Raw genomic sequence first — 11857 nt, forward strand, 5'->3', positions numbered from 1 at the left:
ACCTTCTTTACTTAATTATCTTTCTTCGCGGAAATAGTTGGTTCCAAGACTCTTTGGAGGCTGATCTTCCTTTTTGTTTCTCATACTGGTAATAACAAGAACCACAAGAGTTACGATGTAAGGAATCATCTTGTACAGCTCTTTGTATTCAGTATGTGTTCCAGAAGGCAGATACAGGTATAAAATGTACAATCCACCAAAAAGGATTGAGGACAGAATACCAATATCAGGCTTCCAAATTGTAAAGATAACCAGCGCAATAGCAAGCCATCCTCTGTCCCCAAAGGCATCATTGGACCATACGCCACATGCATAATCCATTACATAGTATAAACCACCAAGGCCCGCTATCATACAGCCAAGACATGTTGATACGTATTTATATTTTTTTACATTTATTCCTGCTGCATCTGCTGCTGCAGGATCTTCGCCTACAGCGCGAAGGTGAAGACCTACTCTTGTCTTTCTAAGCACATATGCACAAATTAGAGCAATGATAATAGCCACATATGCAAGAAATCCGTATGATAAAAAAACTTTGCCAAACCAGCCAGCTTTGGATGCAAAAGGCAGGCTCTTACTAAAATATGCAGAGGTGGCTGACAGTGAAATTGATGGAACATCAGCACCTGCAAGTTTTATAAGGGATCCTCCAAAGAAATTACCAAAACCTATACCAAACGTAGTCATGGCAAGACCAGTAACATTCTGATTGGCCCTTAAGCTAACAGTTAAGAAGCAGTATAACAGACCCATTAAAAGTGAACCAATTAGCGCACAGATAAGAGGTATAAAGATTGCAAAGAAACCGTTCAGATTTCCTGAAGGAACTGACTGTTCATAGAAAAATGAACCAATAACACCGCTTATAGCACCAACATACATGACACCTGGAATTCCCAGGTTTAAGTTTCCTGATTTTTCTGTGATTGTCTCACCTGTACTTCCAAAGAGCAGAGGAACGCCCTGCTGTACAGCTCTTGGTATAAAAGCGACCAGACTAAACATTATGCGTCCTCCTTTCCTAAGTCTTTGCGTACGACGATTTTATATCTGATAAAAAACTCACATCCAATGATAAAGAACAGGATAATTCCAGTCAGAATATCTGCAAAGCTCTGATTAAGCTCAAAGGCAGTGGAGATTTCGCTGGCGCCCCTACTCATGAAGATGATCAAAAGGCTGGTGAAGATCATGGCAACAGGATTAAACTTTGCAAGCCATGAAACCATAACTCCTGTAAAGCCCTGTCCAGCAGAAATAGTTGTGGTTATTGTATGGTTAATGCCTCCCACCAAAAGAAGACCTGCCAAACCACAGATTGCTCCTGACAATAACATGGTTCTGATCACAACCTTCTCAACACTGATTCCAACGTATCTGGCTGTGTTCTGGCTTTCACCAACTACTTCTATCTCATATCCGTGCTTGGTAAATTTCAGATAGATAAACATTCCAATAGTGACAACTGCAGCAACAATAATGCTCAAAAGGTATTTATTACCAATATTTGGAAGCCAACCTACGTTTGAATTCTGGTTGATAATACCGATCTTACCTGATCCCTTAGGAACCTCCCAGACTATGGTAAAATATGCCACAAGCTGTGTTGCGATATAGTTCATCATCAGTGTGGAAAGGGTTTCGTTAGTGTTCCATAAAGCTTTAAAGATCGCTGGAATTACTCCCCAAATGGCTCCTGCCAGTATGGAGGAGACGATCATAAGAATTATTACCACAGCATTTGGAAGCTTGTCTGCCAGTGTGATCATGCATGCTGCCGCAGCAAGACCTCCCATCAGAACCTGTCCTTCACCACCTACATTCCAAAACTGCATTTTAAAAGCAGGTGTAAGTGCCAGAGAAATGATAAGAAGAATGGCAACATACTGAAGTGTTATCCAGGTTTTTCTCTGGGTTCCAAAGGCTCCTTTAAAGATAGTGACAAAAATAGATATAGGATTGTCTCCGGTGCAGACCATAGTGATTATTGCGCATAACAAAAGCGCTGCCAAAATCGCAATTATTCTTATAGTCCAGGCTTCTCTTTTGCTGATATCAGCTCTTTTTACTATGTGATAACGAGGCTCTTTTACCTTCTGTCCCATTATATAGCCTCTCCTCTCTGTGTCATCATTGATCCCAAGGTGTATTTATCGGTATTCCTGCCATCTACAATTCCTGAAACCTTACCGCCGCAAAGGACAAGAACTCTGTCGCAAAGCTCCACAAGAACATCCAAATCTTCACCTACAAAGAGCACCGCTGCTCCTCTCTTCTTTTGCTGGTTGATAAGATCGTAAATCTGGTAGGAAGAACTGATATCAAGACCTCTTACCGCATATGCAGTCAGCAAAACCTTAGGTCTTGAGGAAATCTCTCTTCCAACAAGAACCTTTTGTACATTTCCGCCAGAAAGCAGGCGCACTGGTGTGTCGATACTTGGAGTTGACACCTGAAGTTTATCAACAACCTTCTCTGCAAGCTTTCTAGGCTCTTTTTTCTCAGTAAAGAATCTTGACTTACCGCTTCTATATGACCTGAGCATCATATTATCTGCAAGATTCATATTTCCAACAAGTCCCATTCCCAGTCTGTCTTCAGGAACAAATGAAAGCTTAACGCCGAGCTCAGAAATTTCTCTTGGAGATTTACCAAGAAGATCCTCTGTTCTTCCATCCTGGTGGATATATGTGATCTTTCCATCCTTAATGATCTCAAGACCTGCAATTGCTCTAAGTAGCTCTTTTTGTCCGCAACCGGATATTCCTGCAATACCCAGAATTTCTCCAGTGTTGGCAGTAAAGGATACATCATCAAGCTTAACGATTCCCTCTTCATCAACAACAGTGAGGTTCTCCACCACGATACGTGGCTTAGGATCCACAGGATCAGGTCTTTCAATATTAAGAGAAACTGAATGACCCACCATCATATCTGTCATTTCCTGAGCATTTGTTTTGCTTGTCCTCATGTCGCTTATGAATTCTCCATGGCGCAGAACTGCAACTCTGTCGGATATGCTCTGAACTTCGTTTAGCTTGTGAGTAATAATAACTAAGGATTTTCCATCATGTTTCATATTGCGCATGACATTAAAAAGTTTCTCGGTTTCCTGAGGAGTCAGTACGGCTGTAGGTTCATCCAATATCAAAATATCTGCTCCCCTATAAAGAACCTTAACAATCTCAACTGTCTGCTTTTCAGAAACGGACATATCATATATCTTCTTTTTGGTATTGATTTCAAATCCGTATTTGTCGCAGATTTCTTTAATTCTTTTCTCAGCCTCTTTTTTATTAAGCTTACCTTCAAGTCCAAGAATTATATTCTCTGTGGCGTCAAACACATCTATAAGCTTAAAGTGCTGATGAACCATGCCTATTCCCAGATCAAACGCATCTCTGGGAGAACGGATAACAGCCTCTTTACCATTTATGATTATCTGTCCAGCATCGGGATAATAGATTCCCGCAAGCATATTCATAAGAGTGGTCTTTCCACTTCCGTTTTCGCCAAGAAGAGATAAGATCTCGCCCTTATAAACATCGAGATTGACATTGCTATTTGCTGTTACTTCACCAAAAGACTTTGTAATGCCACGAAGCGAAATGGCAACTTCCTTATTTTCCACAATTATCACCTTTCAAAATTTCTATAAAGACTAAAATAGGAAATCTTTGCAGCACAGTTAATCCTGTGCTCACAAAGATTTCCTTAGGTCACATAATGTAATTATCAATATGCTGTATCAAGAAGTGAAATTCCATCAATCTGTAAATCAAAGTAAGGAGCTGAACGGAATTCAGATCCAGACTCTGCAAAATAGCCATCTGTGATAACTTCTGTATCAGCTGTATACTCAGCATCTGTATCTACATCAGCCATGTAAGATGAAAGTGTCTCGCCGTTTACAGTAAATGTAGTTGTATCAAATACATGAAGTGTTCCTGCATTCATAGCCTTTTCAGCCTCAGCAATTGCCTCAGCTGTGCCCTCTGCAGCTGCATCTCCAAGGTCTGTAAGAACTACAGAACCTGTCTCAAGAGTTCCAACCCAGTCAGTAGCAATTTCTGTCTTGTTTGCTACAGCATCGATGATATATGCAAAATATGGTGCCCAGTCAATTCTTGAAGAAACGATGAATGTGTTAGGGCAAGCAGATGCTGTGCTTCCGTTGTAAGAAACGTCTGGTACACCAGCCTTCTCACATGCTGTAGGAGCACCCATTGAATCAGCGTGCTGTGAAAGAAGTACACAGCCATCTTCGATAAGCTTGTTAGCGCCTTCCTTTTCTGCTGTCTCATCGTACCAAGAACCTGTGAAGGTTACTTCCATAGTAGCTGATGGGCATACAGAACGTGCGCCAAGGAAGAATGATGTATAACCTGAGATAACCTCTGCATATGTGTAAGCACCAACATAACCAATCTTAGCCTGGTCTTCTGTGATCTCACCATTTGCGATCATCTCATTGAGCTTCATTCCTGCAGCAATACCTGCAAGATAACGTCCCTCATAGATTGTAGCGAAAGCGTTGTGGTAATTAGAAAGATTCTCTGTATGTGCCTTTGTACCTGTTGCGTGGCAGAACTGAACTTCAGGATATTCCTTAGCTGCCTCGATCATGTAATCCTCATGACCAAATGAATCTGCAAATACGATATCGCAACCTGCATCTGCAAGCTCACAAGCAGCCTCATAACACTCCTGACCCTCAGGAATATTTGTCTTGAACATGTATTCAACACCTGCTGCCTCACAAGCCTGTGTAGCACCATTGATAAAGTTCAGGTCGTATGTTGAGTTCTCATCGTGTAAGAAAATAAAGCCAACCTTTACATCAGAAGCTGGTGTCTGTGTAGCCTCTGTACTAGAAGCCTCAGAAGCTGTTTCTTTTTCTGTAGAAGCTGTGTTTGAGCAGGCAACTAATGACATTACCATTGTGGCAGCAAGAACTGCTGACAAAACTTTTTTAATTTTTTTCATCTCATCCTCCATTTTTGACATCGAACACTGGTCATTTGTAAGGATTGATTTCTGTGCGTATCTTATTTGGAAGGAATATCCTGGCAAATAAAAAAGGCATAGAAACCTCGTTTCTACGCCTATCTGATTTGATATCATCAACAATTAATGTGTATAAAAAACATTGTATGTGCATCAAACACTCGATAGTCCGGTAATTTACGGTAACCGGGTAGAAACATCAAATCCATATCATTTGACCTATATCGATAAAATACCCGCTTATATTAGCAAAGAAACATCAAGATTACAAGCTTTTTTTATGGTTTTCTTGCTGTCTCTTTTTGCTGGCTTTTTTGCAGGCTTGTCTGCTGTGTTTGTTACTGTTGGAAATAGCTTGAGCTGCATGAAATCCGGCTTGGTGTACGTGTGGGCTTCGGCTTGGTGCACATGGCAAGTAGTAATATACATTTTGCCCCAGAGTTTACGGCTTTTTTTGAGTTTTTCTAATTTTGGACACTAAGAAAAAAAAGTGCAACGTCTATATTTTTATTTTTGCTTTTTAGGCAGTAAAGAATCATGCAAATTAGTTTGTGGCCCATCTTTCGTCTGCTAGTTTTACTGCTTAAATCAAGTTTTCATTTTTTTAGCAGTATACTTGCAACTAGATTAGTTCATCATCTTCAATTCCTTACTGCTTTTTATATAATATCAAAAATAAAGACGTTGGCCCAAAAATTCTCTACATCTTTTTTGGAGAAAATGAATATAGAGCCGTAAAATTCCCAATTTAACTAGATAAAAAACAGATTGCGTAATCCTCAGAACATGCACCTGCTAGCCTAGTATACCGGATCAAAAAAGATCCATGACACAGGAAGCCAAAGATATTTGTGTTCATACACGATGCGGACGTATTTTTCACTTCCATCTGCAAGTATTTCTTCACGCTCTTCATCTGACAAAGCGTCAAAATCATACATGCACATGTCTGTCATGCCAGCAAATTCGCCAACTGAAATGTGGGCAAGTGCTAGCTTTGAATTGTTCTTTTTGATATAGTCCTGAACATACTCAACGCCTTCCTCGCAAATTATTACCTTCTCGGATCTCATGTGAACCCAGTAAATATCTGATGCCTCTGCCTTGGTCTGACCGTAAACAGTATAACCATCAGGAAGATTAAGTGCTTCTATCTTGTGATTTGCATATTTGCATGCTAAATAGTAGCCAATTCTACTGGTAGATATGATAAATACCACGACTACAAGTAGTATTATTCCTAGTATTTTTAACTTGTTCTTCTTCAATATTAGTTGGTCCTTTCTCAATAAATAAATGTTCCCTCAAAATAGATGGGCTAAACATCTAGTGGTAGTACCTGATAAGATCTTTCATCTGCTCAGCAATATTCTTTTTGTCATCGTCAACCTGCATGTTGTTTAATAGTGATTTAGTGTACTCAAGCATTTCTCTGTATAGCTCGCTATCCTTGGAATCCTTGGCATAGTCAAGTATTCCGCATTTGATGTTAGTATTTCGCATGCCAAGAAGGCTATGGCACACTGCGTACTTAGACAGCTCATCTTTGAAGTGCAAATTCCGGAGCATTTCATAAAACAATTTTAGATTTTCTATAGTTCTGTGTTCGCCAACTATTAAAACAGCAGTGGAGAAGCTGTCCCAGGTTTCCTTTTTGGTAATCTTAGCTATACACTTCTCAAGGTACTCCGTCGCCCACTGCTCAAGGGTCTGTCTTGGGATATGCATATCGCTGAGCTCTTGATATCTTTCTTCACCTCTAGCTAAGAAGAAGGCGGAACACCCATTTTTCCAATATATTTCTTTTGCTTCTTTAAGGGTCATGGTTTTGCCTTTCTTAGCATCTCCACAGCTGCATCCATGGAAACGCACTGTGCGAAGCGCTCTGGCCACATCATGTTGTTGTAGTATTTGTAGGTGGTCTCTCTGTCCATGTAATCATTGTCGAAGGTGGAGTTGGTGCCCTCCGGGATGATGACTGTGTAGCCGCGCTCAAAGGCTGACTTCACAGTGGCATCGATGCAGAAGTTAGTCTGGAGTCCGATTACCATAAGGGTGTTGTCTTTAGTGCTAGACTCAAGATATTCCACAAGTTCCTTATTTCCGAAGCAGGTATTTATGGTCTTGTAAAAGATCTTTTCTCCAGATTGTGGTGCTACCTGATCTGCAATCTCAAAGTCCCTGTCGCCAATTGAAAAGCCAGTTCCTGGACCGTCATCATGCTGAACGTAGATTACTTCTACGTTATTCTTTCTTGCTGTATCTATGATTTTCTGGGTATTTTGAATGAAACCTTCGAAGTTAAAGAGCCTTTCGTCTGTGATCCCCTTTTGAACGTCTATAACTAGTACTTTCATGCTGTCTCCTCCTGTCTGGCCAAAGCCAACTTATCTACCATGATACATGGTTTTGCTCCGGATAGGAAGATGAATTCTGGAGGTCAAAGCACAGGTTAAAGAAAAAAAAGTATAATATCACAATTTAATTGTTGACAATTTAATTGCATCATGTTATTGTAGTCTCAACAAAAAAACAACAAACAAAAACAAACCAATAACAAACCCTGGAGGTAAGAGATATGGAATACAAATTTACAGAAGCAAATTTTGAAAATGAAGTTTTAAATAGTGACATCCCTGTACTTGTAGACTTCTACGCAGACTGGTGTGGTCCTTGCAAGATGATGATGCCAGTAGTTGAGAAGCTTGCAGAAACCTATGATGGCAAGATCAAGGTTGGCAAGATCAACTCAGATGAGAATAGCGCACTTGCTGCCAAGTACAATATCATGTCAATCCCAAGCTTTCTTGTTATCAAGAACGGTGAGGTTGTAAACAGTGCTACTGGTGCAATGCCAGCAGAGGCACTTGCTAAGATGCTTGACGAAGCTCTTTAATTTTAGCCAACAAGACATTTTCCTTCAACATACACACCGTAAATGCTGAATTGGTATATTCAGATGTTTACAAAAATAAATACCAGAAGAGCCTATCAGAAGGCTTTCTGGTATTTTATTTTGTATCACACAATAATTCTTATTCTAATATTTTTCAAAATCTTCTAGTCTTGGCTAGCTCTTTTTACTTCATCACAACAAGCTCATACTCTCTAGATCCAACTCCGATCTTCTGAGCATGTTCCAGGGTCTCAGCCCAGGAAACGTTAGGATTACTGTTGTGCCATACATCGCCGTGATCGTGGAAGTGCTCGCTGGCCATGTTGTCACCAAGCTGGCTGTTACGGATTGGCTCAGCCTTCTGGCACAGGTCAACGCAGGCCTGATCAAGGGCTACTGGATCGAAGGATGCCAGCATTCCGATATCTGGAAGGATTGGAGCATCGTTCTCACCGTGGCAGTCACAGTTAGGTGAAACGTCTGTGATAAGGCTGATGTGGAAATGTGGTCTTCCGCCAACAACAGCTGCTGCGTACTCAGCCATTCTCATGCCAAGAAGTGCAGGCGCATCATCGTTCTTATTGGATATTGCATCGAAACCGCAGGCGCCGATACATCTTCCGCATCCCTTACACTTGTCAGGATCAATCCAAGCTTTATTATTCTCTTTATATACGATAGCGTCAGAGCCGCACTCTTTAGCACATCTCCTGCAGCCACGACACCTGTCTTCATTAACCTCAGGCTGCCCGCTCTTGTGCTGGAGCATCTTACCAGCTCTACTTCCGCAGCCCATTCCGATATTCTTAATGGCACCGCCAAAACCTGCCTGCTCATGGCCCTTGAAGTGGTTCAAAGAAATAAAGATATCCGCATCCATTACCGCACGGCCAATGTAAGCCTCCTCAAAGAGCTCTCCATTTGGCACGGGAACTGCAATATCATCTGTTCCGCGAAGACCGTCCGCAATGATGATCTGGCAGCCTGTTGTAACAGTGTTAAATCCGTTAATGTTGGCACAGTCCAGGTGCTCAAGAGCATGCTTACGGCTTCCTGGGTAAAGTGTGTTGCAGTCAGTAAGGAAAGGTAAACCTCCTAGCTCTTTTACCACATCTGCAACTGCCTTGGCATAGTTAGGACGAAGGAAAGCCAGATTACCCAGCTCTCCAAAGTGCATCTTGATAGCCACGAACTTGCCGTCCATGTCGATATCGCCAATGCCTGCCATTCTGATTAGTTTCTGTAACTTCGCTGTAAGACTGACACCGAGGCCTGTTCTAAAATCGGTGAAATATACTTTTGAATTTGCCATTTTGCCTCCTACTCTTAATTAACCACAGTCAGATAGCTGCTGACGCAGTAAAGTACCTGACCGTTATATTCTACGCGGGACCATCCGTATTCCGCGTTGTATCCTGTTCGGACCGCAGTTTCGCCTGCTGACAGCGTTGCCACCACCACTGAATCCTCATCGGTTACACTTGGCTTGTTGCGAAGGTTCACTATATCTTTGGCTGTGACTGTCTCGTTGCAGTCGGTGAACTTGGTCTTGAAGCCCGAGTTGTCCTGGGTCTGAGCCTGTCCGGACTCCTGCTTGGGCGCGTTAAGGTCAGTGGTGAGGTAGCTGGATACGGCGTAGAGGGTCTTGCCATCGTAGACAACCCTGGACCAGCCGCTGTCGCTTATGCCTGTTCGCTGAGCCACCTGTCCGTTTTCGAGAGTAACAACCACAGTACTGTCGTCGCCCTGGCTTGGCTTATCTCTCAGGTTAGTGCTGCTCTTAGCCGTAACCTGCTCATTGACTTCCTTGAAATTCATGAGAGCTTCCACATCTGCTGATGCTGTCTCTCGCTCCGATGTATCCTTGGCGGTCTCTGTGCCGTTGTAGCCAAAGTAAGCCACGTCTACGTCCACCTTGCCACTGATTCCCGCTACAGTTCCCTGGTTAGTGTACTGCCACATAGCGCACTGGCCGCTATAGGCAGGGCCCTTGGCGATACTGCTGGTGTCCTGATTATACCAGGCTATCCAGATTTTGTATTTCTGCTCAATGGTTGAGGTGTTCCACTTGGCGTCCCCTGCAAGCTCGCCCTGGGATGCGTAAAAGATAGGTGTGTAGCCTGCTGAGTAAATCTGGCCAAGAAACGCCATAGCCACAGCGCTTCTGTCATCCTGGGACATGTTAACCTGCCTACTTGAGGCATTGTCAAAGCCCTCGCAGTTGTAACCAACAGGGTACGTGATTGGGTACTGGGCGATGTAGCTGGTAACCCAGTTAGCCTCTTCTACCGCTTCGTCGCTGCTTATTGCAGTGGAAAAGAAATATGCTCCAATCTTGATACCGTATTTCTCCGCCTCCTGCATGTTGTACTTGGCGTTGGAATCTGCCTTGATCTCGCCGGTCTTGGCATCGCGATAGCCCACACGGATCATGGCGAAATCAATGCCGGTTCCTGCCACCTGTTCCCAGTTGATGGTGCCCTGAAATCTGGAAACGTCGATGCCGTAGGTTACGCTTGTATTCTCGCCCACGTTACTGGCACTTACAAGCTGTGATACATCAACGTCCGCGCCGGTTTCAGTCTTGGCCTGAGCCTGAGGATCGGTGTCTGCAGAAGCATCGCTTGAAGCCTCAAGGCTTGCCTGTGTGGAGGCTTCGCTACTGGATTCTGAATCTTCCTCTGATGCATCCTGAGTTGTCGCCTCTTCTGTAGCCAGCTCTGTACTTGCTTCGATCTCTGAAAAAAGATCTGTCTCCTGATCGCTATTGTTCCTGCTGCCGGAGACTTTCTTTATCACTAGTACTCCGATAACTATTGCAAGATCAAGGATCAGGGCTGCACCTACAATTGTTACTATGTTAGTTCCGCCGCTTTTATCATCGTTTGAACTTTTTTTATTTCTGGTATTTCTGGTTCTTCCAGAATCACCACACACACGGTCTTTTGATCTATCTGTCCGTGCTCTTCTATCTCTAACTTTGTGCTCTTCTTCGAATATGTCCTCCTCGAACTCATCGAAATCAAAGTCGTCTTCCTCGTCATCAAAATCTTTTCTCATAACTTATGCCCCACATTCTGGAGTCACCGGGGACGGTTCTGACTGACTCATTGTAAGCAATAAGTCAGTCAGAACCGTCCCCAATGACTCCTTAATTATAGCAGATTACGCTATCTAGCTGGCTATACTTCTTGCCCTCTTCAAGCTTAAAGGGATGCTGCTTGGCAACGCCCTCAAACCAGTGATAAGGCTTGTCATCTGCTGTCTTGCCATCTGCAATCTCCTGAGCGCCGTTACGTAGGCAGTGCAAAAGAGATATGTCGTCAAAGTCCTGGGCGTGACCGTGAAGGATATAGTCAGCTTTTTCTTCAAGGAACATCACCCCATCCAGAGCCTTCACAAGCTCAGGCATTGATGAACAACCATCAAGCTGCATCCAAAGATGGTGGTTCACTGCATCTCCTGTAAAAAGAATCCTATCCTCCTTAAGAAGAAGCAGGATTCCTCCAGGAGTGTGGCCTGGAAGTTCATATACTTCCAGAGTTTTGCCTCCAAGATCTATCACATCGCCGCCTTTAATCTCCTTAAATGGTGGCATCTTAAAGCCGTGTTTCTCGCACTCCTCCACAAATTCCGGCATCTTGGCAAACATCTCTGCCAAAGGCAAATCCTTAGGGTTAATATAGGCTTCATCAAAATAGATGTTGCCAAAGATGTGATCTGGATGACCATGGGTGTTAACTACAACAATTGGCTTGTCCGTAATCTTGCGAACTGCCTTGTGAAGGTCATTGAAACCATTCATGGTATCTATGACGCAGGCCTTCTCCTCCCCAATTACCAGATAGCCTGTTGCTTCGTGGGCCTCATCCATAAGATACAGATAGGGCCTTAGCTGCTTAATATATAGTTCTTTTTCCATACTCTTCTCTTCCTCCTTGGTGTTAATGA

Annotated in this window: 11 protein-coding genes and 1 riboswitch; of the genes, 1 reads left to right on the forward strand and 10 read right to left on the reverse strand. The window is 42.9% G+C overall.

Annotation, left to right across the window (positions count from 1 at the left end; genetic code table 11):
- Positions 1 to 15: 15 nt before the first annotated feature.
- From T541_RS0107470 to T541_RS0107505, 7 genes are all read right to left on the reverse strand, one after another.
- Entirely contained in the window at positions 16 to 1008 is a 993-nt protein-coding gene (locus tag T541_RS0107470) for an ABC transporter permease (protein ID WP_026652110.1), read from the reverse strand.
- Positions 1008 to 2108 carry an ABC transporter permease gene (locus T541_RS0107475; RefSeq protein WP_026652111.1) on the reverse strand — a complete coding sequence of 367 codons (1101 nt, stop codon included), beginning with the start codon at positions 2106 to 2108 and terminating at the stop codon, positions 1008 to 1010. Before T541_RS0107475 ends, T541_RS0107470 begins: the two co-directional genes overlap by 1 nt.
- Complete coding sequence (locus T541_RS0107480) at positions 2108 to 3643, reverse strand: ABC transporter ATP-binding protein (RefSeq protein WP_081779894.1); 1536 nt, start codon at positions 3641 to 3643, stop codon at positions 2108 to 2110. The genes T541_RS0107475 and T541_RS0107480 overlap by 1 nt, the downstream gene beginning before the upstream one ends.
- A gap of 95 nt (positions 3644 to 3738) precedes the next feature.
- On the reverse strand, positions 3739 to 4989 hold the full coding sequence (locus T541_RS0107485; RefSeq protein ID WP_026652114.1) for a BMP family ABC transporter substrate-binding protein: 1251 nt from the start codon (positions 4987 to 4989) through the stop codon (positions 3739 to 3741).
- A gap of 166 nt (positions 4990 to 5155) precedes the next feature.
- A riboswitch (purine riboswitch) is annotated at positions 5156 to 5257 on the reverse strand.
- Positions 5258 to 5810: 553 nt separating this feature from the next.
- Positions 5811 to 6278, reverse strand: coding sequence for a hypothetical protein (locus tag T541_RS0107495; protein ID WP_155839478.1), 468 nt, complete (start codon positions 6276 to 6278; stop codon positions 5811 to 5813).
- A gap of 58 nt (positions 6279 to 6336) precedes the next feature.
- Entirely contained in the window at positions 6337 to 6834 is a 498-nt protein-coding gene (locus T541_RS0107500; RefSeq protein ID WP_026652117.1) for a hypothetical protein, read from the reverse strand.
- Entirely contained in the window at positions 6831 to 7367 is a 537-nt protein-coding gene (locus tag T541_RS0107505; protein WP_026652118.1) for a cysteine hydrolase family protein, read from the reverse strand. Before T541_RS0107505 ends, T541_RS0107500 begins: the two co-directional genes overlap by 4 nt.
- Before the next feature lie 221 nt (positions 7368 to 7588).
- Here T541_RS0107505 and trxA point away from each other — a divergent pair, with 221 nt between their 5' ends.
- A complete protein-coding gene (trxA, locus tag T541_RS0107510) occupies positions 7589 to 7906 on the forward strand; it encodes a thioredoxin (protein ID WP_026652119.1) in 318 nt (105 codons plus the stop codon).
- Between the two features lie 184 nt (positions 7907 to 8090).
- Here the strand turns inward: trxA and T541_RS0107515 are convergent, their stop codons facing one another.
- The 3 genes from T541_RS0107515 to T541_RS0107525 all read right to left on the reverse strand — a co-directional run bounded on the left by T541_RS0107515 (position 8091) and on the right by T541_RS0107525 (position 11828).
- Positions 8091 to 9218 (reverse strand): DUF362 domain-containing protein, encoded by a 1128-nt coding sequence (locus T541_RS0107515; RefSeq protein WP_026652121.1) that lies wholly within the window; start codon positions 9216 to 9218, stop codon positions 8091 to 8093.
- Between the two features lie 14 nt (positions 9219 to 9232).
- The gene (locus T541_RS0107520; RefSeq protein WP_081779895.1) at positions 9233 to 10966 is read right to left on the reverse strand and encodes a GH25 family lysozyme; all 1734 of its coding nucleotides are present in this window, start codon (positions 10964 to 10966) and stop codon (positions 9233 to 9235) included.
- Between the two features lie 91 nt (positions 10967 to 11057).
- Positions 11058 to 11828 (reverse strand): MBL fold metallo-hydrolase, encoded by a 771-nt coding sequence (locus T541_RS0107525; RefSeq protein WP_026652123.1) that lies wholly within the window; start codon positions 11826 to 11828, stop codon positions 11058 to 11060.
- Positions 11829 to 11857 lie beyond the last annotated feature (29 nt).

It is taken from the genome of Butyrivibrio proteoclasticus P6B7, assembly GCF_000622085.1.
Taxonomy (GTDB): Bacteria; Bacillota; Clostridia; order Lachnospirales; family Lachnospiraceae; genus Butyrivibrio; species Butyrivibrio proteoclasticus_A.

Bases quoted from the DNA above. Each gene is read 5' to 3' on its own strand.
- T541_RS0107470 (WP_026652110.1), bottom strand. From the start codon at position 1,008: ATGTTTAGTCTGGTCGCTTTTATACCAAGAGCTGTACAGCAGGGCGTT.
- T541_RS0107475 (WP_026652111.1), bottom strand. From the start codon at position 2,108: ATGGGACAGAAGGTAAAAGAGCCTCGTTATCACATAGTAAAAAGAGCT.
- T541_RS0107485 (WP_026652114.1), bottom strand. From the start codon at position 4,989: ATGAAAAAAATTAAAAAAGTTTTGTCAGCAGTTCTTGCTGCCACAATG.
- T541_RS0107500 (WP_026652117.1), bottom strand. From the start codon at position 6,834: ATGACCCTTAAAGAAGCAAAAGAAATATATTGGAAAAATGGGTGTTCC.
- T541_RS0107505 (WP_026652118.1), bottom strand. From the start codon at position 7,367: ATGAAAGTACTAGTTATAGACGTTCAAAAGGGGATCACAGACGAAAGG.
- trxA (WP_026652119.1), top strand. From the start codon at position 7,589: ATGGAATACAAATTTACAGAAGCAAATTTTGAAAATGAAGTTTTAAAT.
- T541_RS0107515 (WP_026652121.1), bottom strand. From the start codon at position 9,218: ATGGCAAATTCAAAAGTATATTTCACCGATTTTAGAACAGGCCTCGGT.
- T541_RS0107520 (WP_081779895.1), bottom strand. From the start codon at position 10,966: ATGAGAAAAGATTTTGATGACGAGGAAGACGACTTTGATTTCGATGAG.
- T541_RS0107525 (WP_026652123.1), bottom strand. From the start codon at position 11,828: ATGGAAAAAGAACTATATATTAAGCAGCTAAGGCCCTATCTGTATCTT.